This window comes from Caulobacter sp. GW821-FHT09A05, assembly GCF_059418465.1.
Genome location: NZ_JBWKPX010000007.1, coordinates 163,597 through 186,366 on the forward strand (window position 1 = coordinate 163,597; position 22,770 = coordinate 186,366).

The 22,770-nt window shown below is 69.1% G+C and carries 22 protein-coding genes; 8 read left to right on the forward strand and 14 right to left on the reverse strand.

All coding sequences use genetic code 11. The annotated features are described in order from the left end of the window. Positions 1–199: 199 nt before the first annotated feature. The 4 genes from AC07NX_RS09410 to AC07NX_RS09425 form a co-directional block, all read right to left on the reverse strand. The gene (locus tag AC07NX_RS09410; protein ID WP_494641189.1) at positions 200–2,596 is read right to left on the reverse strand and encodes a TonB-dependent receptor plug domain-containing protein; all 2,397 of its coding nucleotides are present in this window, start codon (positions 2,594–2,596) and stop codon (positions 200–202) included. A 357-nt stretch (positions 2,597–2,953) separates the two neighbouring features. Then, positions 2,954–5,533, reverse strand: a complete 2,580-nt coding sequence (locus AC07NX_RS09415; protein ID WP_494641191.1) for a beta-N-acetylhexosaminidase — start codon at positions 5,531–5,533, stop codon at positions 2,954–2,956. A 51-nt stretch (positions 5,534–5,584) separates the two neighbouring features. Continuing rightward, entirely contained in the window at positions 5,585–7,279 is a 1,695-nt protein-coding gene (gene phoY, locus AC07NX_RS09420) for an alkaline phosphatase PhoY (protein ID WP_494641193.1), read from the reverse strand. A 249-nt stretch (positions 7,280–7,528) separates the two neighbouring features. Next, the gene (locus AC07NX_RS09425) at positions 7,529–7,891 is read right to left on the reverse strand and encodes a VOC family protein (protein ID WP_494641195.1); all 363 of its coding nucleotides are present in this window, start codon (positions 7,889–7,891) and stop codon (positions 7,529–7,531) included. A gap of 135 nt (positions 7,892–8,026) precedes the next feature. Here AC07NX_RS09425 and AC07NX_RS09430 point away from each other — a divergent pair, with 135 nt between their 5' ends. Then, positions 8,027–8,500 (forward strand): Lrp/AsnC family transcriptional regulator, encoded by a 474-nt coding sequence (locus tag AC07NX_RS09430; RefSeq protein WP_494641197.1) that lies wholly within the window; start codon positions 8,027–8,029, stop codon positions 8,498–8,500. A gap of 128 nt (positions 8,501–8,628) precedes the next feature. Here the strand turns inward: AC07NX_RS09430 and AC07NX_RS09435 are convergent, their stop codons facing one another. Both AC07NX_RS09435 and AC07NX_RS09440 read right to left on the reverse strand, forming a co-directional pair. Continuing rightward, complete coding sequence (locus tag AC07NX_RS09435; RefSeq protein ID WP_494641199.1) at positions 8,629–10,194, reverse strand: glycine betaine ABC transporter substrate-binding protein; 1,566 nt, start codon at positions 10,192–10,194, stop codon at positions 8,629–8,631. After that, the gene (locus tag AC07NX_RS09440) at positions 10,187–10,951 is read right to left on the reverse strand and encodes an ATP-binding cassette domain-containing protein (protein WP_494641201.1); all 765 of its coding nucleotides are present in this window, start codon (positions 10,949–10,951) and stop codon (positions 10,187–10,189) included. The genes AC07NX_RS09435 and AC07NX_RS09440 overlap by 8 nt, the downstream gene beginning before the upstream one ends. A 156-nt stretch (positions 10,952–11,107) precedes the next feature. Between AC07NX_RS09440 and AC07NX_RS09445 the strand changes: the two genes are divergently transcribed. Then, the gene (locus AC07NX_RS09445; protein WP_494641203.1) at positions 11,108–11,365 is read left to right on the forward strand and encodes a hypothetical protein; all 258 of its coding nucleotides are present in this window, start codon (positions 11,108–11,110) and stop codon (positions 11,363–11,365) included. 1,017 nt (positions 11,366–12,382) lie between these two features. Next, positions 12,383–13,081, forward strand: coding sequence for a hypothetical protein (locus AC07NX_RS09450; RefSeq protein ID WP_494641205.1), 699 nt, complete (start codon positions 12,383–12,385; stop codon positions 13,079–13,081). A gap of 101 nt (positions 13,082–13,182) precedes the next feature. Here AC07NX_RS09450 and fliE read toward each other — a convergent pair whose 3' ends face one another. Genes fliE through flgB form a run of 3 tightly spaced genes read right to left on the reverse strand, consistent with a single transcriptional unit; the run spans position 13,183 to position 14,387 of the window. After that, positions 13,183–13,491 (reverse strand): flagellar hook-basal body complex protein FliE, encoded by a 309-nt coding sequence (gene fliE, locus AC07NX_RS09455; protein WP_035073626.1) that lies wholly within the window; start codon positions 13,489–13,491, stop codon positions 13,183–13,185. Between the two features lie 13 nt (positions 13,492–13,504). Continuing rightward, entirely contained in the window at positions 13,505–13,924 is a 420-nt protein-coding gene (gene flgC / locus AC07NX_RS09460; RefSeq protein WP_494641208.1) for a flagellar basal body rod protein FlgC, read from the reverse strand. Between the two features lie 13 nt (positions 13,925–13,937). Continuing rightward, positions 13,938–14,387 carry a flagellar basal body rod protein FlgB gene (gene flgB, locus AC07NX_RS09465; protein WP_494641274.1) on the reverse strand — a complete coding sequence of 150 codons (450 nt, stop codon included), beginning with the start codon at positions 14,385–14,387 and terminating at the stop codon, positions 13,938–13,940. A 132-nt stretch (positions 14,388–14,519) separates the two neighbouring features. Here flgB and AC07NX_RS09470 point away from each other — a divergent pair, with 132 nt between their 5' ends. From AC07NX_RS09470 to galA, 4 genes are all read left to right on the forward strand, one after another. Further along, the gene (locus tag AC07NX_RS09470; protein WP_494641210.1) at positions 14,520–14,834 is read left to right on the forward strand and encodes a hypothetical protein; all 315 of its coding nucleotides are present in this window, start codon (positions 14,520–14,522) and stop codon (positions 14,832–14,834) included. Continuing rightward, positions 14,834–15,634, forward strand: a complete 801-nt coding sequence (fliP, locus tag AC07NX_RS09475) for a flagellar type III secretion system pore protein FliP (RefSeq protein WP_494641212.1) — start codon at positions 14,834–14,836, stop codon at positions 15,632–15,634. The genes AC07NX_RS09470 and fliP overlap by 1 nt, the downstream gene beginning before the upstream one ends. Positions 15,635–15,709: 75 nt before the next feature. Next, positions 15,710–16,621, forward strand: coding sequence for a ribokinase (locus tag AC07NX_RS09480; RefSeq protein ID WP_494641214.1), 912 nt, complete (start codon positions 15,710–15,712; stop codon positions 16,619–16,621). A 118-nt stretch (positions 16,622–16,739) separates the two neighbouring features. Further along, positions 16,740–19,184: a beta-galactosidase GalA gene (galA, locus tag AC07NX_RS09485; protein ID WP_494641216.1), complete on the forward strand. Its 2,445-nt coding sequence runs from the start codon at positions 16,740–16,742 to the stop codon at positions 19,182–19,184. On the opposite strand, the gene AC07NX_RS09490 is transcribed toward galA, so the two are convergent. The 4 genes from AC07NX_RS09490 to mopJ all read right to left on the reverse strand — a co-directional run bounded on the left by AC07NX_RS09490 (position 19,181) and on the right by mopJ (position 20,739). After that, on the reverse strand, positions 19,181–19,462 hold the full coding sequence (locus AC07NX_RS09490) for a DUF5985 family protein (RefSeq protein WP_494641218.1): 282 nt from the start codon (positions 19,460–19,462) through the stop codon (positions 19,181–19,183). The two genes, galA and AC07NX_RS09490, sit on opposite strands and share 4 nt — an antisense overlap. Then, positions 19,459–19,734: a DUF5985 family protein gene (locus AC07NX_RS09495; protein WP_494641220.1), complete on the reverse strand. Its 276-nt coding sequence runs from the start codon at positions 19,732–19,734 to the stop codon at positions 19,459–19,461. The genes AC07NX_RS09490 and AC07NX_RS09495 overlap by 4 nt, the downstream gene beginning before the upstream one ends. An 11-nt stretch (positions 19,735–19,745) precedes the next feature. After that, positions 19,746–20,120 (reverse strand): hypothetical protein, encoded by a 375-nt coding sequence (locus tag AC07NX_RS09500; RefSeq protein ID WP_494641222.1) that lies wholly within the window; start codon positions 20,118–20,120, stop codon positions 19,746–19,748. A 112-nt stretch (positions 20,121–20,232) separates the two neighbouring features. Next, complete coding sequence (mopJ, locus tag AC07NX_RS09505) at positions 20,233–20,739, reverse strand: motility/cell cycle regulatory protein MopJ (protein WP_156402299.1); 507 nt, start codon at positions 20,737–20,739, stop codon at positions 20,233–20,235. A 487-nt stretch (positions 20,740–21,226) separates the two neighbouring features. Between mopJ and AC07NX_RS09510 the strand changes: the two genes are divergently transcribed. Further along, positions 21,227–22,243, forward strand: a complete 1,017-nt coding sequence (locus AC07NX_RS09510; RefSeq protein WP_494641224.1) for a 2-hydroxyacid dehydrogenase — start codon at positions 21,227–21,229, stop codon at positions 22,241–22,243. Here the strand turns inward: AC07NX_RS09510 and AC07NX_RS09515 are convergent. Next, the gene (locus AC07NX_RS09515; RefSeq protein WP_494641227.1) at positions 22,240–22,662 is read right to left on the reverse strand and encodes a Ros/MucR family transcriptional regulator; all 423 of its coding nucleotides are present in this window, start codon (positions 22,660–22,662) and stop codon (positions 22,240–22,242) included. The two genes, AC07NX_RS09510 and AC07NX_RS09515, sit on opposite strands and share 4 nt — an antisense overlap. Positions 22,663–22,770: the final 108 nt, after the last annotated feature.

Here is a 22,770-nt window from a genome sequence, read left to right on the forward strand (position 1 = left end):
GTCCGTCTTATGAGAAAACGCACTGGCGCCGCCCCCTTGGGCGCCCGCTGCGCGGCCTGTGCGGAGAGCGGGCGACCTGAAATTTCACGCCGGGAATCAAGATTTCGCCGCCGGAAAATCCGCCGAGAGACGTCGTTGACGAAAACGCAGAAAAGCCGGGCGCGAGCCCGGCTTTTCCTTGGTCTGGGGTTGCGGCGGATCAGAAGCTGTAGCTGATCTTGCCGTAGTAGTAGCCGCCGTTGATGCCGAACGGCGAGAAGCTCGGATACTTGGTGACGTAGCCGTTGCTGTTGGCCCGGAAGAAGTCGTCCTTCAGGCCGCCGTTCACGCGGTCGGGGTACTTGTTGAGCAGGTTGTTGGCCCCGATGCTGAGCTTGACCGAGTCGAGGGCCTGGTAGCTGACGTCGAGATCGACCAGCACCGCCGCCTTGATCTGGGTCTGGTAGTAGGTCGCGCCGGTGCGGCTGGCCCACTGCGAGGACGGTCCGTACAGCGACTGCTTCAGGTTCACGGTCCACTTGTCCTTGGACCAGAGCTCGCCGAACACGACGCGGTACTTCGGCGCGGTGTCCTCGAGGTTGGAGAGCGCGGTCCTGTCGAACAGCGACACGCCAGCCGCCAGTTGCGAGGGCGGCGGAGCGATCCGGGTGACCTCGGTCTTGGTGTAGTTGGCGGTCAGCGACCAGTCCACACGGCCCCAGGCATCGAAGTCGCTGCTGTAGGTGGCCACGAAATCGGCGCCCTTGGTGCGGGTGTCCAGGCCGTTGGTGAAGATGTTGATGCCGGTCTGGGTGACGGTCGAATCCAGTACGTTGCCATTGGCGATGATCGCCGCCAGCACCGCGGGCGAGTTGATCGCGCCGCCCGAGCCGAACAGCGAACCCGAACCGACGATCCGGTCCTTGATCTTGATCTCGTAGAGGTCGAGCGTCATCGTCAGCTTCGGAACCAGGTGGGTCACGAAACCGACGCTGTAGTTGTCGGACTTCTCCGGCCTCAGGCCATTGACCCCCACCAGCTTGGCGGCCGCCGAGTTGGGCGGAAGCTGCACGAAGGCCGAGGTCGGCGACACGTTGGTGGCCGAATAGAACTCCTCGGCCAGGGTCGGGGCGCGGAAGCCGGTGCTGGCCGTGGCCCGCACGGCGAAGGCCGGCGAGAAGTCGTAGCGGCCGGTCAGCTTGGCGACGGTGGTGTCGCCGAAATCGCTGAACTTTTCGTAGCGCACCGCGCCGTCCAGCTGCAGGGCCTCGATCGGCTTGACGGCCAGGTTCACATAGACGGCCTTGTTGTCGCGATCGTGCTTGCCCGCGTCGGTCAGCGAGAAGCCCGGATAGGACTGCGAGCCTTCCTTGTAGCGCGACGCCTCGTCACCCGCCTTGATCTCGTAGGTTTCCTCCCGGTACTCGGCGCCGGCCGCGAAGGTCAGCGGCCCGGCCAGGCCGACGTCGAAGTCGTGGGTCACGTCCAGGGTCGTCGACCATTGCGAGCCGATGAAGTCGCCCGCGTGGAAGTTGCTCGGCGAGAAGCCCTTGGTCGTGGCGGTCGAGCTGTCGATGTACAGCGAGCGGTTCAGCGAGTTGAGGACGTTGACCGATTCGTCGTCCTTGCCGTAGGTCGAGCTCAGGTCGAAGTTCCAGCCCGCCAGCACGCCACTGGCCCCGCCGGTGACGGCGTAGTCGTGCTCGGTGATCGACTCCTTGGGGCTGAAGCCCAGCGGACGCGCCACGGTGCCGTCCTTGCCGACGACCAGGCTGGGCACCCGGTAGTTCTCGTAGGCCTGGCTCTTCTTGTAGCCGTAGGTGCCGAAGCTGTAGAGTTCGATGTCGGGCGTCACCTCGTAGCCGAAGTTGTAGGCCAGGGTGCTCAGGCGATACTGCGCGTCGCCGGCGATCCGGTTCATGTACGGATAGTCGCTGGCCGTGGCGATCTGCGGATAGTTCGAGAGCCTCGAACTCGAGGTGGTGTTGTAGGGCGTGTTCAGCGTGCGCGGGTCGGAATCGCCGCGGAAGCTGAAGCCGTGGTATTTCGTCTCGCCGGTGATGTTCAGGTACGACTTGTCGTTCGGGGCGAAGCCGACATTGGCGGTGAAGTCGCCGGTGTCGCCGCCGCCGTCGAAATACTTGCCGCCCGACAGGACGATCTCGCCTCCGGTGGTCGCCTTCTTCTGGATGATGTTGATGACGCCGGCGATGGCGTCGGTGCCATACTGGGCCGCAGCGCCTTCCAGCAGCACTTCGACGTGGTCGACCGAGGCCAGCGGGATGAAGTTCAGGTCGGCCGCGGCGCCGCCCTGGAACGGCCCGCCCAGGACCGCAAGGTTCGCCGTGCCGTGCCGGCGCTTGCCGTTGACCAGCACCAGGGCGTGGTTGGGGCTCAGGCCGCGCAGCTTGGCCGACAGGGTGAGGTTGGCGGTGTCGCCGCCGAAGGCCTGGGCGTTGAACGACGGCACGTTCTGGGCCAGGGCCTGGATCATGTCCGGCTGGCCGGTCTTCTTGAGGATGTCGCCGCCCAGGACGGTGATCGGCGCGGGGCTGTCGACGGCCTTCATGCCGGTGGTGCGGGTGCCCGTGACGATGACGGCCTCGAGTTCGGCCACGTCCGGCGAAGGCTCGGGCGCGTCAGCCGCGTAAGCATTTACACCACAGGATAGAGCTACACTAACGGTGGAAACCCCTGCAAACAGGATGTTTCGCGAACGATTATTCATTTATACCCCCTCGTGCGCTATCTAAGCGCGATTGTTTTTCTCCTCTGTGGCGTTTCCCGGTAGGCGTGTTCTTATCGTTGAACGCGAATACAGACTCAACTCACGGCGATGGCCGCGATTCAAACAGTTCGTCGAACCTGAAATTTCCGCAAGCACCGCGACCGTCACGGGATCGTAACGAGCGTTCTGAAGGGCCCAGGCGCCCCTTTGCACGGCGCCCGCCATGATTTTTGTGCAATGCGGTGATCAGGATTGCGGCGCCTGGGGGACGGAAACCGTCCGTCCGGCCCGTCTTCCGTCGGCCGAACGGGCCCGCACCTCGACCTTGCCGGCGACCGCCGCATCCGGCGCGTAGGGCCGCCAGGCGCCGCCATCGACGCGGTACTCGATCGGCAGGCCGGGGAACTCGACATTGGCCCGCAGCCGGCCGTTCTCGACCACCGCCCCGACCGTCGGGATGCGATAGGCCACGCCCGCCGCGTCCAGCCGGGCCAGCTCGCGCCCGCCCAGCAGGTTGGCGAAGGCCGCCCAGTCGGCGTCGCGCCGCGCCCGCATCTGGGCCGTAAAGGCCCCCGTCGTCGGGTCGTAGGCCTTGCCGGGCGTGTAGGGCGTCTCCCAGTTCGCGCCGTGCCAGGCCCGCTCGGCCAGGGCCAGCATCCGCGGGTACAGCATGTAGTCGACCTGGGCGTCCGAGCGAATCGTCTCGCTCCACAACTGGCCCTGCAGGCCGTTGAAGCGCACGCCCGGCTCCAGCGGATGGTCGTCCTTCGAGGCCTGGGCCTTGCCGTTCAGGTCGGTCCACAGCTCGGCGTGGGCCGGCAGGTTCTCGGGCATGAAGTCGAACACCTTGCGGGTGTCGGTGGCGCGCGAGGGCCAGTCGTAGCCGCGCTCCTTGGGGTCGGCGGCCTGGGGGCTGTCGAAATAGAGCACCTCGGGCGTGGAGATCACCACCTCCCAACCCTGGTTAGCCTGGGTGTGGGCGCTGACGGGTCCCTCGCCGGCCAGGGCGCCCCAGTTGTTGGAATGGACCTTGGCCGGCATGCGGCCGGGCTTGGCGTGGCTCATGCCGTCGCTCCAGCCGGCCACCACCACGCCCCGCGTCGCCAGCAGGGCCGAGACCTTCTCGATGAAGTGGCCGCCCAGGTCGGCCGGCTTGACCCCGGTCCGGGCCTCGTAGGCCGCGCAGGCCGGCGAGGCGCTCCAGGCGCCAGGGGTCTCGTCGGCGCCGATGTGGTAGCGGGTCAGCGGCTGGCCGGCGGCGGCGTGCAGGACGGCCATCTCGTCGACCACCTTGCCGAGGAAGGCGTAGGCGCTGTCCAGGCACACATTGATGGTGTTGTCGTCGTAGTGCTGGATGCTGCTGTAGACCGAGGCGTTGGCGGCCTCGCTCAGCAGGTAGCGGCCCGCCTCGGCTTCCGGCTTGCCCTCGGCGCTCAGGCGGGCCGCCCTCGCCTCCATCGCCTTGATCGCCGCCCGCGAATGGCCCGGCATGTCGAACGACGGGATCACCTGGATGTGGCGGGCCTGGGCCGCGCGGACGATCTCGATATAGTCGGCGCGGGAATAGAAGCCGTTGACCGGCGTCGACGGGTCCGGCCCCGAGCCCAGCTGCGGCAGCAGGCAGGTCCGCTCGGCCAGGTCGTGGCAGCGGCGCGAACCGATCGTGGTCAGTTCCGGCAGGCCGGCGATCTCGACCCGCCAGCCCTCGTCGTCGGCCAGGTGCAGGTGCAGGCGGTTCAGCTTGTAGGCCGCCATCTGGTCGAGGATGGCCAGGATCTCGGCCTTGGAATGGAAGTTGCGGGCCACGTCGACGTGCAGGCCGCGGAAGTCGAAGCGCGGGGCGTCGTCGATGGCCAGCAGCGGAACCGTGCGACGGACGTCGACCAGCTGAGCCAGCGACGCCAGGCCGTTGGCCGCGCCCTCGAGATCGGAGGCGACGATCGCGATCCCGCCCGCCTTGATCGCCAACTGGTAGCCGCCGGCCGCCAGTTTCTGGGCGGGCGCCAGCCGGATCCGCAGCGGGACCCCGCCGGCCGCCTCGCCCGCCCCGGCCTTGGCCAGATGCGCCAGGCCCGCGGCCAGGGCGGCGCGTGGAACGCCGCTGGTCGAGACCTTCAGGCCGCGCGACAGGTCCAGGTCGCCGCCCCCGGGATCCAGCCGGGTCCTCAGGGGCGTGGGCAGGACGGCGGCGCGCGGGACCGGCTGGGCCTGGATCCCGGCGGCGGCGTTGACGGCGTAGACCCTGGGGGCGGTGGCCCAGACCGTCGCGTCGGCCGCCGAACCGCCCGCCAGCCGGGCCTCATCGGTAAAGGGCGCGACGAACGGCAGGCGCTCCAGCCCAGTCTCGGGATCGACCGTCGGCCGGGTGCTGGCGATGGTCCGCGCCGCGACGCCGTCGGCCGCCACATAGTAGTTGGGCATCGGATAGAGCTCGGACAGCTGGTGGCCTTCGAGCTTCAGGGGGATGCGGATCGGGCGGTCGGCCGCGAAGCCAGCGAAGGCCGCCGTCGGCGCCAGGCGGTAGAGGTCGCCGTTGATGTGGCTCAGGGCGAAGGCGTCGTTGTCGGCGCTCAGGATCGGGGTGACGCTGCTGAAGTACAGCGACCAACCGGCGGCCGGGGCCTGCGGCGCCGCCAGGCTCAGTTCGGCCAGGTGGCAGGACAGGGCCGGCGCGCAGGCGGCGGGGCCGGGGCGATTGTCGAGCACCTGGTAGCGCACGTCGAGCGTGGCGGCGAGACGGTCGAGCTGGGCCTGGGTCGGCTGGGCGCGGGCGGCGGTGGCCGCCAGGAGCGCCAGGGCGGTGGACGCGATCAGCCGTCGTGACATGCAGCCTCCCAGGATTGGCCGGAGCCTAACCCTGTCCCAGCGGGAGGGGGTTTAGCAAGAAGGCCCTGCCCCCAGCGGCAGGCAGCGCCCGTCCACGTCCGCCGGGATGGGCACGCCGGTCACCGCCGCGATCGTCGGGGCGATGTCGACGGTCTCGATCGGCAGCACGCGTTCACGCGCCGGCCCGCCCTTCCACCAGAACAGGATCGGCACCCGGCGGTCGTAGTTCCAGGGACTGCCATGGCTGGCCACGTAGGTCGCGCCGGCCGAGGCCGGGGTCAGGTAGGGCTGGAAGGCCACCAGGATGTCGCCGACCCGGCCGGGATAGGCGCTGCGGCGCATGCGCTCGGCGACGCTGATCTCGTCCGGCGGCGTGCCCTTCGGCGGCGGGGCGGCGGTGACCAGGGCGTTGGCGTCGTAGGCCGCGAACACTTCCGGCCGCTTGGCCAGGATGGCCAGGGCCGCGGCGGTGACCCGGGCGTGGTCGCCGGCGGTCGGCGCCTTGCCGTCGGCCCCGACCACGTACAGCGACTCGATCCCCCCGGCCTGGACCAGGGGATCGTAGGCCAGCTGCAGCTGGCCGCGCACGGCGGCGTTGAGGTCCTTCAGCCACTGGCCGGGCGGCACGCGGCCGGCGTCGTAGCCCTGCTGGGCTAGGCGCTCGGGGAAGTCCGAGCCGCCATGGTCGGCGGCCAGAACGACCAGCACCTGACCCTTGACCTTGTCCAAGCTGTCGAGGAACACGCCCAGCCGGTCGTCCAGCCGCATCAGGTGGTCGCACATCTCCGGGCCCTTCGTGCCGAAGCGGTGGCCGATGAAGTCGGTGGCCGACAGGCTGATGGCCAGGACGTCGGTCGCCTGGCCGTCGCCCAGCTTGAACTGGTCGCGCAGCATCTGGGCCGCGTCCAGGGTCACACGGTCGCTATAGGGACTGACCGACAGGTCGTCGGTGGCCGCCGCGGCGTCCTTCGGCGCGGGTCGCGGCAGGGCCGAGCGCCAGGCGCGGCCGCCGGTGACGTAGTCGCCCTCCAGCGCCGCGCAGCGCCTGTCGCCATAGGTCCAGGTGAACGGGTGCGCCTTCTGGTCGGCGACGAGCCTGGCGTTGAACGCGGCTACCGGCGCCAGCCGGGCCTTGGCGTCCTGGCCGGGCTCGACCCAGGTGGTCATGCCGAAGCGCGTCTCCAGCCAGAACACGCCGTCGCCATGGTGGCCGGCCATGTTGATCGCCCCGCGGTCCTTGCCCGACACCGCATAGACCCGGCTCGCGGGCGAGACCGCCTTCAGCCAGTCGCCATAGGTGGCGGCCATCAGCAGCTTGGGGCTGACCAGCCGGCCGCCCCCCGAAGGGTCATTGGCCAGGGTCACCGACGGGTCGGCCAGGCAATAGGTCTTCTGGCCGGTCGCGAGGTCGTAGAAGTCGTTGGCGACGATGCCCGTCTTGTTCGGGGACTTGCCGGTCAGCAGGGTGGAATGGCCGGGGCAGGTCTCGGTCATGCCGTGCGACTGGTAGCCGCTGGGATAGACCGTCCCCTGCCGCGCCAGCCGGCCCAGGCCGCCGTGGAAGTCGGCGCGATACTGCTCGAACAGGTTGGCGCCGAACTGGTCGATCGAGATCACGACGACCAGCTTGGGCCTGGGCGCCTCGATCGGCGCGGCGAGGGCCGGCGCGGCGAAGGCGGGCGCGAGCGGGGCGGCGAGGACGGCGGTCAGGGCCGCCAGGGCGACGGTCTTGGGCAAGCTGGACATGGTCGCCAACAACCATCGTCACAAAACCGTCGCAAGCCGGATTTGATCGAAAGCGCGTGTTTCACCCCGTTTGGCCGAGGTCTGTCCAAGCACGTCGCCCAACAGCGGTTGTCATCCCGGCCGGAGCGCAGCGCAGGGCCGGGATCCAGGGGACTGGGCGAGCGCGGCGCCGCCGCCCCTGGGCCCGGACAGCCTCTGCGAGGCTTCCGGGATGACAACATTGATGGGTCCCAAACGAGATCGGAACGCCTAAACCGGGACGTGGCTGACGAACTCGATCAGCCGGCCGTCCGGATCGTGGGCGAAGCCGGCATAGTAATGCGGGTGGATCTGCGGCAGCACGGCCGGGGGGCGCTCCTGGAGGCCGCCGTACTGGCCGGACCGGAGGTAGGCGCGGTCGACGGCGGCGCGGTCGGCGGCCAGGAAGGCGTAGTGCACGTCGATCGACGGCTCGCCCTCGACGATCCAGAAGTCGAGGCGGCCGCCGTTCGAGCCGAAGCCCTTCTTGGGGCCGTCCACGACCAGGCGGTAGCCGGTGGGCTCCAGGACCTGGCGGTAGAAGGCCGCGCAGTCGTCCAGGCGGCGGGTGCGGATTTCCAGGTGATCGAGCAAGGGAGCGACCTTTCGGAGGATTGAAACGACGCCGTGACGTGTAGCCGCGCCAGTGCGATGTTTGACGGCGAAGACCGGCGCGAAAACGCGGAAATTCGGCGTTCGGGCGCGTGGATCTGGCGTAGGCTTGCGCCCATGAAACTCGACCGCTTCGATCGCCAGCTGCTGAATCTCGTCCAGGAGGACGCGGGCCGCACGTCCGAGGACCTCGCCCAGCGGGTGGCCCTGTCGCCCTCGGCCGTGCAGCGCCGCCTGCGCAAGCTGAAGGAGGCCGGGGTCATCGTCCGCCACACCGCCATTCTCGAGCCGCGCAAGGTGGGGCGGCCCACCTTCTTCATCGTCTCGCTGGAGATCGAGCGCGACCGGCCCGAGCTGCTGACCCAGTTGCGGACCTGGCTGGCGGCGGAGGAACACGTGCAGCAGGCCTTCTACGTGACCGGCGAGGCCGACTTCATCCTGGTGGTCACCGCCCCGGACACCGAGACCTACGACGCCCTGATGGCCCGACTGGCGACCGAGAACCCGAACGTGCGCAAGTTCACGACGAACGTGGCGCTGGGGGTGGTCAAGCGCGGCCTGGCGATCCCGGTGCCGCTGGACGAGGATTAGGGACCAGGCCGCTCAGGCCCTCCCCCCGTGGGGAGGTGTCGGCGCAGCCGACGGAGGGGGGAGTTGGCTGAGGTGGGTCTGCTCCCCCCGCCGGCGCCTTCGCGCCGCCTCCCCCATGGGGTCAGGGACTATTTCTTGAGCCCCGCTTCCAGCGCCTTCGCCGCCTCGGCGGGCGACGCCTTCCCCGTGTCGCGGTCCACCGAGAAGTTCGCCTTCCGCATCGCCTCCACCGTGATCGCGCCGTCCAGGCCCGCCAGGGCGTCGCGCAGCTTGCGGTCGTCGGCCCGGTCCGGCGCGACCAGCAGCACCGCGTCGTAGGGCGGCAAGGCGCCCTTGGGGTCGCCCAGCACCACCAGGTCGTCGGCGGCGATGCGGCCGTCGCTGGAGAAGGCCGAGATCACGTCGGCCTCGCCCGAGCCCAGGGCGCGGTACATGAAGGTGGGCTGGAACTGGCGCCTGGCCTTGAAGCGCAGGCCGTAGGCGGCCTCGACACCGGCCCATTCCGGGCGCGAGAAGAACTCCAGGTCGCCGCCCATCGTCAGTTGCGGGGCCTTGGCGGCCAGGTCGGCCAGGGTCCGGACGCCCAGGGCCTGGGCCCGGTCGCGGCGCATGGCCAGGGCGTAGGCGTTCTCGAAGCCCAGCGGGGCCAGCAGCACCACGCCGTCGCGACGCTTCAGCTCGGTCCGCAGCCCGTCCAGCACCGCGGCCCGGCCGGGATTGTCCTTTCGGCCCAGGACGTTGGCCCACAGGGTGCCGGAATAGTCTACATAGGCGTCGATCTCGCCGGCCGCCAGGGCGCGGTAGGCGACCGCCGAGCCCAGATTGATCTTGCGGGTGACCTGCGCCCCCCGCCCTTCCAGCCGGTCGGCCATCAGCTCGGCCAGGATGTACTGCTCGGAAAAGTTCTTGGCCCCGATCACATAGCGGGCCGGACGCGGCGCCAGGTCCGCCGCCAGGGGGGCGACGGCGACCGCCAGCCCGACGGCCAGGCCCGCCAGGCCCGCGCCCCACAGCCGCCGGTCGCGCCGCTCGGTTCCCCGCTCGACCAGGCCCAGCAGCTGATCGACGACCAGGGCCAGCACGGCCGAGGCGACGCAGCCGACCAGCACCATGTCCCAGGCCTCGGTCTGCAGGCCGGAGAAGATGTAGTCGCCCAGCGAGCTCTGGCCGACCGGGGTCGACAGGGTCGCCGCGCCGATGGTCCACACCGCCGCCGTGCGCACCCCGGCCATGATCACTGGCGCGGCCAGGGGCAGCTCCACCCGCCACAGCCGTTGGCGGTCGGTCATGCCGACGCCGCGCGCCGCCTCGACCACCGCCGGATCCACGCCCGTCAGGCCGGTCACCGTGTTGCGCAGGATCGGCAGCATCGAGTAGAGCGTCAGGGCCAGCAGCGACGGCAGGAAGCCCAAGGCCGAGAAGCCATGGCCGAACGCCCCCTTGGCCAGGTTCGAGAGCCCCAGCAGCAGCGGATAGAACAGGGCCAGCAGGGCCAGGCTGGGAATGGTCTGGACCAGGCCCGCCAAGGCCAGGGACGGCCAGCGCAGGCGCGGGCTGCGGGCCGCCAGCACGCCCAGCGGCAGGGCGATCGCCAGGCCCAGGGCCAGGGCCGCCGCCGACAGGGCCACGTGCCAGGCCAGGCGTCCTGACAGCAAAGAAAGATCAGGCAGCAGCGACAGCAGGCCGCTATTCACCGGCCACCTCCCGCATCCGCGCGGCCTGGCGGCGGGGCGCCTGCATCAGGGCCTCGACCGCCGGGTCGGGGTGGCCGGCCAGCAAGGCGCGCGGCGTGTCGTCGGCGATCACTTCGCCCTGGCTCATCACCACGATGCGGTCGGCCAGCAGCACGGCCTCGGCGATGTCGTGGGTGACCATCACCGTGGTCAGGGACAGCTGGTCGTGCAGGCGGCGCACGTCGTCGGCCAGGGCCGTGCGGGTCACCGAGTCCAGCGCCCCGAACGGTTCGTCCATCAGCAGGATCGACGGCCTGGCCGCCAGGGCCCGGGCCACGCCGACCCGCTGGCGCTGGCCGCCGGACAGGGCGGCGGGACGGCGCGCGGCGACCGCCGGGGGAAGCGCGACCAGGTCCAGCAGCTCGGCGGTCCGCGCGGCGATCGCAGCGGCGTCCCAGCCCAGCAGGGTCGGGACGATGCCGATGTTCTCGGCCACGGTCAGGTGCGGGAACAGGCCCACCTCCTGGAAGACGTAGCCGATCCGCCGGCGCAGGGTCGGGCCGTCGAGGTCGCCGGTGGCCGCGCCGTCGATCCGCACCTGCCCGCCGTCGGGCGCGACCAGGCCGTTGATGGTCTTGAGCAGGGTGGTCTTGCCCGCGCCCGACCCGCCGACCAGGGCCACGAACTGGCCCCGCCCGATGACCAGGCTGGCGGGCCGCAGGACCGTCGCGCCGTCATAGGCCTTGCACACCCGGTCCAGGACGATGGCGTCGGTCATGCGGCTCCCAGGCAGGCGAACACGGGACGCCCGGGACGTGCTGTCGCAGGGGCGTCCTGTCACAGTCAGCCAGAACGCGTGGCGTGGGAAGCCTAATGCGACAGCTGATTCCCGGCGCGGTTCGCCGCGACGGGAAGCGGCTCCAGGAGACCGACCATGACCCTCGACACGCTCGCCCTCGACCGCCGCTTCGAAGCCCGCGTCACGCCCGCCCAGAAGCGCGCCCGCGCCGCGAACGCCCGCCTGCGCGACGCCGTCGTGCTGATGGTGCTGCTGAACGTCATCGTCTGGGGCGGCATGATCGCCACCGCGCGCGGCCTGATCGACGTGCATCAGCTGGTGGACCAGGCCTGGGCCCTGGGCGCCCGCTGGATCGCGGCGATCCCCCATGTGAGCATCACGATCTCGCGCTGAGGCGTCTCCTCGGACACGGCGTCGCCCCCTCACGCGGAAACCCGCTGAGCTGGTGGGAAGGGTGCGAAGCGCCCGGGCCTCGCCCGGAAGAGCTTTGATGTTGTTACCGTTTCGACGAAGTCTGAGCGCTTCGCGCGGAGCCGTTATCCGGAAGCCTTCGGGTCGCGGATTCTTAACCCGCTCCGATGGAGGCCCCCGACGGGCAGGGTGCTGGCTCACCCTGGACCGCCCGGGCGATTTCAGCCCGGGCCTGTTGCGCTCACCCGCCACCACGGCGCCGAGGTTTCGGCCCCTTGCATCGGAGCGCCGGCCTCGAACCGACCGCGGCGTCCATCCAAGGACCGCCGGCGAGCGCTTCCCGCTCGTCCACCCCCGAAGGCCGCATCGGTCGCCGTACGTGCGCCCTCCCCATGCCCTCAGGTGAGATCAGGATAAGGGCGGTTTGGAAGGCGGGGACAAGTTTGGTCGAAATAATCTAGCGCGTTGAAATCGCTTCGATCTGTTTGCTATCCGCAGAGGATAGGCGCTCTCGCCCCCTCTTCCAGAGGAAGAGAAAGGGTTCAAGAAAGCGCCCTCTCCGAAACGCCCCTGACGCCATCGCCCGCGGCGAGGCCGCGCCTTGAAACCTTGATGGCGAGCCTGCTCTGGCGTCTGGCCGTGTCAAGGACCGCCTCCGGCGGCCGCGCCGCGGCGACGCTCCGCGTCGTCCTTGACGCGGCCAGACGCCAGAGCTCCGATCCACCAAGGCTTTAAGGCGTGGCCGCATCCGGGGCGGATGCGGGCTTGCGTCGAACGGACGCTTCAGATGATCGAGAAGGGCGGGAAGCGGGAATCGCTCGCAAGGTCCTCACGCCGCCCAGCGAAGTCGCATATGCCTCTAACGTTGGCGTTGCCGTTAAATCGAGCAAGGCCTAGCTTTTGGTTATGGAACCCCAACAGAGCGTCCTCGTATCTCCGAGCAGGTTTTGGCGCACGCGTAGCTTTGGCCACGAGCCACCGCTCCCCAGGCCCTTCAACGTGAGGCTTGATCCAGCGATCACCCACACATGGTCGGGCGTAATCGACGAACCCGGCCACGAGTTCGACGGCAAATCCGTCTATCTTTCGCAGCGACAAAAGGAATGGACGGGAGAGATCAACGTCGAGGTTTCTCCCACGGCCCAGCAGAGCTATTTCTCAGGATGCGGTTACCTAAATTCCCGGCCGTCCAGCCCTCCTCTTGAGGGTGAGGCGCTCAGACCCAACTCTGTAGAACAGCGAGCGCCTCATGAGAGACTGATCGCCCTCTGGGCAAGGCCGGAGCATGCCTACGGCCGAGTTGTCACACATGGAGCGACTGAGGTCGCTTCGCTGGCGGCGCACTATGGTGTTCGTCTACCCGATGACTTCCGCGGCTACCTCATTCACGCCTGTTCCACCCTCGATGACGGCGGAGATATGGATGGTTTCGGGAACGCGTGGTGGGGGCTCGAACGCATTCGGTCCTTGATCGAGGAGTGCGGCGACTCCGAAGCGGAGCCAAGCTTGGCGGTCGCACCCATGCAAGCGCTGCTTTTTGCCGACACACTCGTATGGTGCACCGCCTGGGGCGTTTGCTGTGGAGAAGGGCCGGATTTCGGCCGCGTGTTTTTGGTGTCTGCTCCTAGCCGGTTCGTAGCCGATAGCTTCACGGAGTTCGTCACTCGTTACCTGGAGGACGATACGGCCCTGTATTGATACTTGGCAGACAGCGGCTCAAAGGTCCGACTTGGGTCGCAAGCCGAAGCTATCGCCTGGCCCAACAGCCGACATTCGCCTTGTCGCTAACGACGCCGCCCCTAGATCGGCATCCGCATGATTTCCTGATACGCCGAGATCACCTGGTCGCGGACGGCCATCACGGTGTCGAGGCTGGCCTCGGCCGAGGAGATGGCGGTGACGACGTCGATCAGTTCGGCCTTGCCGGCCGCCTGCTGGGCCATCTTGGTTTCGGCCGCGCGGGTCTGGTGCAGGGTGTCGGTCATGGCCGACTTCAGCAGGGCGCCGAAGTCCATGGCCTTCTTGGATTCGCCGGTCCCGCCCAGCGAGGGCGCGGCCATCGAGCCCTGGGCGGCGTAGGCCTTGGCGGCCGCGAGCGCGGTGATCATCGCCTAGGCTCCCTTACTTGCGCAGGATGTCGAGCGTGCGCGCTTCCATGGCGCGCGACGTCTCGATGACGTTCATGTTGGCTTCGTAGGCGCGCTGCGCCTCCTTCATGTCCAGCGCCTCGACCAGGGTGTCGACATTGGGCAGCTTGACGTAGCCCTTGGCGTCGGCGGCCGGGTTGCCGGGGTCGTACTCGGTGCGGAAGTCGCTGCGGTCGGGATCGACCGAGGCCATGGCCACACCCTCGCCGCCCGCCACCTGGGTGGGCTTGAACACCGGCACCTGGCGGCGATAGGGGTCGCCGCCGGCCGTGCGGGCCGTCGAATTGGCGTTGGCGATGTTCTCGGCGATCACCCGCATGCGGCCCTGCTGGGCCTTGAGGGCGCTGGCGGCGATGGCCATGGTCGCCATGGACTGGGAGCGGATCTCGGTCATCTAGTCGTCTCCCCTAGCCGCCCGGCCGACGCGTGGACGTCTTCAGCATGGCCATGGACTTCTGGTAGAAGCTGACCGCCGCGTCGTAGTTCATCCGCGCGTCGGTCATCTTGAGCATCTGGTCCTCGAGCGTCACCGAATTGCCGTCGAGGGTGGTCTCGCTGTCCGGGCCTTCCGGCGCGCGCCACGGGCTGGCCAGCCTGGCCGGCGCCATGTGGACGGCGCTGGTGGCCATCATCTGCACGCCGTTGGTCGCCGTCGGCGACACCGGTCCGCCGCGATAGGGCTGGCCGGCGGCCTGCTGGTCCAGGGTCGCCTTGAAGCTGTAGGCCTTCAGGTCGCGCGGCTGGTAGTCCGGCGTGTCGCCGTTGGCGACGTTCTGCGCGATGACCTTCTGCCGCTGGGACAGATAGCCCATGCGGCTCTTCAGCATCGCGAAAAGGGGAATGTCGTCGGGACCCATGCCGTTCATGGTGAAGAAACAGGGTTAATCGGCCATTAAGGACCCTGCGGCACATCAGGGGTGCGGCTCCGCGCCGCGCCCTGCGCTATCCTGTTCCCGACTCGCTTCCCGTCACTCCTTCCGCCAGGCGTCATGGACATCTTCCTACTGATCCGCGCCGTCGCCGCCCTGGCCATCACCCTGGGCCTGATCGGGCTGGCCGCGGTGGCGCTGCGCAAGTTCGGGCCGGACGCCCTGTCGCGGATCACCGCCCTGCGCAAGGACCGCCGGATGCAGGTGGTCGAGACCCTGGTTCTGGATCCCACCCGGCGCCTGGTGCTGTTCACCCTGGACGGCGAAGAGCGCCTGCTGATGCTGGGCGAGGGCCAACTCCTGGACTGGGGGCCCCAAAAGGCCAGGCCCTCGCCTCCGCCCAAGCCCAAGCCCTCCTCGGAGACCGTGGTCTGATGCGCGGCCTGCTCAAGCTGATCACCGGCGCCGACCCCAGGGACCTTCGCCAGGCCGCGGTCATCTCGGTGCTGGCTGGACTGATCACCGTGCTCGGCCCCGCGGTGGCGACGGCCCAGTCGGCGATCAATGTCGACCTGGGCACCGGCGCGGGCCTTTCCGAGCGGGTGGTCCAGATGGTGGGCCTGCTGACCGTGCTCAGCCTGGCCCCGTCGATCGTGATCATGACCACCTCGTTCGTGCGGATCGTGGTGGTGCTGGGCCTTCTGCGCACCGCCATCGGCGTCCAGCAGAGCCCGCCCAACCCGGTGATCATCAGCCTGGCGCTGTTCCTGACCGCCATCGTCATGGGCCCGACCTTCGAGCAGTCCTACGACGCCGGGGTCAAGCCGCTGCTGGACAAGCAGATGGAGATGCCCGAGGCCTTCGACGCCGCCGCCCAGCCGGTCAAGGTGTTCATGCTGCGCCAGGTCGACCAGGACGACCTGGCGCTGTTCATCCGCCTGTCGAAGATCGAAAAGCCCAAGACCGCCGTCGAGACGCCGCTGAAGGTGGTGACGCCGGCCTTCATGATCTCGGAACTGAAGCGCGCGTTCGAGATCGGCTTCCTGCTGTTCATCCCGTTCCTGGTCATCGACCTGGTGGTGGCCAGTGTGCTGATGAGCATGGGCATGATGATGCTGCCGCCGGCGACGGTCAGCCTGCCGTTCAAGCTGATCTTTTTCGTGCTGGTGGACGGCTGGCGGCTCGTCGCCGGCAGTCTGGTCGAAAGCTTCCAGCGCGGGTCCGGGGGCGGCTAGCGGGCCGTCGAGCAAAATGGAAACCGGTTCGCGTGAAGACAGCGCGCGGACCGAGGAATCTAGAGAAGAAGAACAATGGGTGTTTTCGTACTGGGGTCGATCAATCTGGACGCCGTGGCGCGGGTCGATGACCTGCCGCGGCCGGGCGAGACCGTGGCCGGCATCTCGCTGGAGCTGTTCCCCGGCGGCAAGGGCGCCAACCAGGCCGTCGCCGCCGCTCGCTTCGGCGCCCCCACCCGCCTGATGGGCGCGGTGGGCAGGGAAGACAGCGGCCCCAGCCTGAAGGCCAAGCTGGCCGGCTATGGCGTGCAGGTCTCCGACGTCGCCGAACTGCCCTCGATCCCGACCGGCCAGGCCCATGTCTGGGTCTCGTCCAGCGGCGAGAACATGATCGTCGTCACCAGCGGCGCGAACGCCACCCTTTCCCCCCAGCAGGTGGCCGCCACGCCGCTGGAGGGCCAGCGCGTGCTGCTGTGCCAACTGGAGACCCCCGCCCCGGCCATCGAGGCCCTGTTCCGGGTCGGCGTCGCCAAGGGCGCCTTGCGGATCCTGAACGCAGCGCCCGCCCTGCCCCAGGGCGCGGCGCTGTTTCCGCTGACCGACATCCTGATCCTGAACCAGACCGAACTGGCCACCTATGCCCGCCTGGACCATGAGCCCTCGCGCCTGGAGGAGGTCTCCCGCGTCGCCCGCAAGCTGATGAGCCGCCCCGACCAGACGGTGATCGTCACCCTCGGCTCGGCCGGCGTGGCCACCGTGCGGCGCGACGAAGCCTTCCTGGTCGAGGGCCGCAAGGTCAAGGCGGTCGACACCACCGGAGCCGGCGACTGCTTCTGCGGCGTCCTGGCGGCCGGCCTCTCCGCCGGCATGGACCTGCGCGAGGCCGTCGAGCACGCCAACGCCGCCGCCGCCCTCTCGGTCCAGAAGGCCGGCGCCGCGCCGTCCATGCCCAGCCGGCGCGAGGTGGAGCAGGTCCTGGAGGGGTGAACCCTCGCCCCCGCGCGGAGGCCCACTCGCCATCGCCCAAGGCTGGCCATCGAAACGCCTGGCTTTGGCCGAGAATTGTTCTGCAAATGGAACGGACAAGCCAGGCCAGGAGTGGACCATGCGCCGTCGTGACCTTCTGAAGCTGGGGGCCGTCGCCGCCGTCAGTGGCTCTTCGGCGGCCGCCGCGCGTCAGGCCAAGGATCCCGGCGCGACCGCTCCGCCGCCCGCGCCGAGCCCGCTCTCCGAAAAGAGCGCGCGCGAGACGATCCTGCTCGACGCCGACTGGCGTTTTCACCTCGGCGACATTCCCTTCCCCAAGGTGCGTGGCGACAGCCCGACCTATGACAGCACCAAGGCCGGCGCGGCGGGCGGCGCGGCGGCGATCAAGTACGACGACAGCGCCTGGCGCGCGCTGGACCTGCCGCATGACTTCGTGGTCGAGGGCCCCTTCGATCCCGACGAGAACCCCGCCCAGGGCTACAGGCCCAAGGGCCAGGCCTGGTACCGCAAGACCTTCACCCTGCCCGCCTCCGACCGGGGCAAGCAGCTGGAACTGCGGTTCGACGGCGTGGCGGTCAACGCCACCGTCTGGGTCAACGGCGACGTCGTGGCCCACAGCCACAGCGCCTATAGCGCCATCACCGTCGACCTGACCGCCAACGCCCACTATGGCGACACCCCCAACGTCGTCGCCGTGCGCGTCGACGCCGACCCGATCGAGGGCTGGTGGTACGAGGGCGGCGGGATCTACCGCCACGTCTGGCTGGTCAAGCGTCCGCCCGTTCACCTGGTGGCCGACGGCGTCTACGCCCATCCGCGGCGGCGCGAGGACGGACGCTGGGTGGTGCCGGTCGAGGCCAGCGTGGGCAACGTCGCCGAAGCGGCGAAACAGGCGACGGTGGACGTCGTCCTGCTCGATCCCGAGGGCCGCCCCGCGGGACAGGCGCGCGTTTCCGGAACCGTGAACCCGCTGGAGACCGCCGTCCTGCGCACCGAGATCCTCGTGGACGCCCCGCGCCTGTGGTCGGTCGACACGCCCGCGCTCTACAAGGTGCGCACCCGTGTCCTGGCCGACGGCCAGGACGCCGACGAGCTGGTGACCCCGGCGGGCTTCCGCACCCAGCGCTTCGACCCGGCCCAGGGTTTCTTCCTCAACGACAAGCCCCTGAAGATCCAGGGCGTGTGCATCCACCAGGACCATGCCGGCCTGGGCGTCGCCCTGCCCGACTCGATCATCGAATTTCGCCTGCGCCGCCTGAAGGCGCTGGGCTGCAACGCGATCCGCAGCTCGCACAACGCCCCCACCCCGGCCCTGCTGGACGCCGCCGACCGGCTGGGCTTCCTGGTGATGGACGAGAACCGGGTGTTCAACGTCAGCCCCGACTACACCCGGATGCTGTCCTGGCTGGTGCGCCGCGACCGCAACCACCCCAGCGTGATCCTGTGGTCGGTGTTCAACGAAGAGCCGCTGCAAGGGACCGAAGCCGGCTACCAGATGGTTCGCCGCATGGCCAAGATCGTCAAGGACCTGGACGACACCCGGCCGGTCACCGCGGCGATCAACAACGGGATGTTCAACCCGGTCAACGTCACCCAGGCCGTCGACGTGGTCGGCTTCAACTACCAGATCAAGGAGTACGACCGCTTCCACGCGGCCCATCCCAACCTGCCCCTGACCAGTTCGGAGGACACCTCGGCGGTCATGACGCGCGGCGAGTGGACCACCGACATGAAGCGCAACCTCCTGGCCGCCTATGACGACGAGTTCCGGCCCTGGGGCGCCACCCACCGGGCGGCCTGGAAAGCCATCGCCGAGCGGCCCTACCTGGCGGGCGCCTTCGTCTGGACCGGGTTCGACTATCGCGGCGAGCCCCAGCCGTTCACCTGGCCGACGGCGAGCTCGTCCTTCGGGATCATGGACCTCTGCGGCTTCGAGAAGACCGCCTTCTACATCCACCAGTCGCAGTGGGTGCGCGACCGGCCGGTGCTGCACCTGGTCCCGCACTGGAACTGGGCGGGCCGCGAGGGCCAGCCGGTCAAGGTGATGGCCTTCACCAACTGCGACACGGTCGCCCTGCGCCTGAACGGCAAGCTGGTCTCCGAGCAGAAGAACGACCTCCATGAGGGCCTGACCTGGCAGGTCCCCTACGCGCCCGGCCGCCTGGAGGCCGTGGGCATGACCGGCGGCAAGGTGGTGGCCCGCGCCGTGGTCGAGACCACCGGCGCGCCCGTGGCCCTGCGCCTGACGCCCGACCGTTCGACCCTGGCCGGCGACGGGCGCGACGCCACGCCGATCCGGGTCGAGGCCGTCGACGCCAAGGGACGCCCCGTGCCGACCGCCCAGACCCCGGTCCAGTTCGCCGTCGAGGGCGGCCGGATCATCGGCCTGGGCAATGGCGACGCCAACAGCCACGAGCCGGAAAAGGGCGACCGCCGCAGCCTCTACAACGGCCTGGCCCAGGTCATCGTGCAGACGACCGGCGCGGCGGGACCGCTCGTGGTCACCGCGCGGGCGGAGGGCCTGAAGCCGGCCACGGCGCGCCTCGCGGTGCGGCCGGCCTAGGCGCCGCGCCGCAGGTTCTTGCCCAGCACCGCCACGATGATCAGCACGAAGGCGGCCAGGCGGAACAGGTAGATGCCGCCGCGCTCCTCGTGCGGCGTGCCCAGCAAAACTGGAAGCGCGTTGCCCACCGCCAGCAGGCCGAAGGCGGCCGCGAAGGCCAGGAACAGCCGATCGCCCGTGCGCCGCCAGAACTTCAGGAAGAACAGGCCGGCGATCAGGAATCCCATGGCCAGAGTCCCGGCGATCAGCCCCTCGACCGGCGTGATGGGGATGCTCATTCATCGACCTCCCAGATGAAGCCGTACAGCAGCGTGGCGATGGCCAGGCCGGCGCTGGCCTGGCGGTAGGGCAGCAGGTTCACCTGGGTGGTGAAGATCACCAGGTCGGCCACCAGCAGGAGGTTGTTCAGGGCCAGGAAGCCGAAGCTGATCGCGGTCCACAGCAGCAGGCGCGAGCGGCTGGCGCGCCAGGCCCGGGCCAGCAGGCCCGCGCAGGTCATGCTGGCCAGCATGCAGAGGACATAGACCACCGTCGGCGCTAGACCGGTCATGGGGGGCCCGTTCATTGGTCTTTCCCCTTGAACTTGAAGGCGTCGGCCAGGGACTGCAGGCGCTCGGCCGGCGCCGAGATCCAGCGGATCACGGTGACGGGCTTGGCGCGGTAGGCGGCGTCCAGGTCGTCGCAGACCTTGGCCAGGACCGCGGCGGCGGGCTGGTAGCGAAAGCCGCCGCGCGCGTCGGCCACGACGAGGCCGGCGCTTTCGAAGGTGGTCAGGTTGTCGGTCACCAGGCCGTGGCTGGCCCTCAGGTCGCTCACCAACTCCTCGACGGTCCAGCAACGCCCGGGATCGTGCTTGAGCCGCAGCAGCAGCTCCAGCGCCCAGACCGACCGCACGTGCTCGCGGATGAACTGAAAGACGTCGCGATCGACGGTCACCCGGCCCCTTCTCCGCCCCTGCGTGGAATCCAGGAGGCGGACAATAGGCGGCGAGGCCGGCGGGGCAAGCTGGGCCATGGAAATCGCGGTGGCGCCCGCCCGCCAGGCGCGGTCAGGCGGCGCGGATGCCGCTGTGCTGGTCGGCGGCCTGGGCCCCGACCACGGCGTCGTAGCCGAGGATCATGTCGACGTCCCGGCCGTTGCTGGCCAGGGGCAGGCGCAGCCACAGGATCGACATGTGCGGCGAGCCCTTCCAGGCCAGGCTATGCACGCCCACGCCCGGGCGGCGCTCGGTGACCACCTTGTCCAGCTCGCGGCGCCAGTATTCGACCGCGGCGCTGTTGTAGACGTCCTCCAGCGTGCGGCCGGTGATCTCGCGGCCATAGACCGAATAGAGACCCGTGCCGGCCAGCCGCAGGCGGTAGTCGATCGCGCCTTCGGCGCCGCGCTTGACGTCGATCAGGCTGACGGTCGGCAGCATGCGCTTGATGCCCGAAGGGTGCAGGTCGACGCGCGACGGGAGGCTAGCCCCCCGACGGAGGGACGCCCAATAGGCGAACATCTCCTGGTGAGCGCGGGCCGCCGTGGCCGATGCGCTCAGCTGCGCGTTCATCTTCAGATTCCTTAACAAGCCGTTGGAATCACGACGATTCACTATGTCTTAAGGACCGAATCGCCGCCAGCGAAAATCACGGCCTACAGCTAAGTTTGTTGAGATGAGTCAATCCGCAAGCGACACGCCCGGCCTAGAAATGGGGATGCCGAAAGGTGGCCATGAACGGCGCAAGCGATTGTTTGAGTTAAGGTTAATGAACGCTCAGACTCACAATTTTCAGCGCCGTCCAGGCGATCCGCGACCCCGGTTTCAGACGCTCCACCTGTCCCGTTTTCGAGCGTGCCGAGGCCCAGAAGCCACAACCTTGAAGAGATAATCGGCCTGAACGCGCGAGGGCCGCGTGCTAGGGTCGCGGGAAGACCTCAGGAAATCGGGAGTCCGCGATGCCGAAACCCGTACTGACCGCCCAGGCGCGCCTGGCTCGAACACCGCGCCGAACCGCGCCCGACGGCGACGTCGCGCCCCTCACGGTCGCCGGTTGAGCGCGGCCATGCGCGTGGCGGTGTTCTCGACCAAGGCCTACGACCGCCGCTTCCTGGACGCGGCCAATCAGGACCTGGGCCATCGGATCGACTATTTCGAGGCCCGGCTCGACGCCAGCACCGCCGCCCTGGCCGAGGACTATCCCGCCGTCTGCGTGTTCGTGAACGACCGCGTCGACGCGACGGTCCTGGAGATCCTGGCCAAGGGCGGGACCCGCCTGGTGGCCCTGCGCTGCGCCGGGTACAATAATGTCGACCTGGAGGCGGCCGAGCGCCTGGACATCGCCGTCGTGCGGGTTCCCGCCTATTCGCCCGAGGCCGTGGCCGAATTCACCATCGGCCTGATCCTGGCCCTGGACCGCAACATCCCCCGCGCCTGGAACCGGGTCCGCGAGAACAACTTCGCCCTGGACGGCCTGATCGGCCGCAACCTGTGCGGCCGGAAGGCTGGGGTGGTCGGCACGGGCCGCATCGGCGCGCTGGTCGCCCGCGCCCTGCGGCTGGGCTTCGGCTGCCAGGTCCTGGCCAGCGACCTGGTCGAGGATCCCGAACTGGTCGCGATCGGCGTGGACTACGTTCCCGTCGACGACCTGCTGAAAGAGGTCGACCTGATCACCCTGCACTGTCCGCTGACGCCGAAGACGCGCCACCTGATCGACAGGAACCGACTGGCGGCCGCGCGGCCGGGCGTGATGGTCGTCAACACCAGCCGCGGGGCCTTGATCGATACGGCGGCGCTGATCGAGGGCCTGAAGTCGCGGCAGGTCGGCGGCGTCGCCCTGGACGTCTACGAACAGGAGGCCGACCTGTTCTTCGAGGACCTCTCCAACGAGATCATCCAGGACGACGTGTTCCAGCGCCTGCTGACGTTCCCCAACGTCCTGATCACCGGGCACCAGGCCTTCCTGACCGAGGAGGCGCTGTCGGCGATCGCCGAGACCACCCTGGCCAGCCTGACCGAGGCCGAGGCCGGCGCGCCCCTGACCCGCCAGGTCACCGCCCGGCAGGTCAGGGGGCAGGCTTAGCTGCCGCGTCCGCGCCGCGCCGGCTTGCGGCCGCCCTGCCCCAGGCCCATCTGCTTGGCCAGTTCCGACCGCGCCTGGGCGTAGTTCGGCGCCACCATCGGATAGTCCTTCGGCAGGTCCCAGCGGGCGCGATACTGTTCGGGGCTCATGTCGTACTTGGTGCGCAGGTGCCGCTTCAGCGACTTGAACTTCCGGCCGTCCTCCAGGCAGATCAGATAGTCTGGCGTGATCGACCGGCGGACCGACACGGCCGGTTCCCGGCTGGTCTCGCCGGGGTCGGCCTGGGCGCCGACATTCGAAAGCGCCTGATGCACGCTGCGGATCAGGGCCGGCACGTCGGCCGCCGCGATGGTGTTGCCCCCGACATAAGCGGCGACGAGGCTCGCCGTGACTTCAATAAGGTCGGACTTCTGGTCCATTGTCTTGTCGCTCCCCCGACTCGTACTGGCCCGATAGGAACCAATTCAGTTTTGGATAGCATATTATTACATACTCGCAACATAGACGTGCGAGTATCTACCATTCAA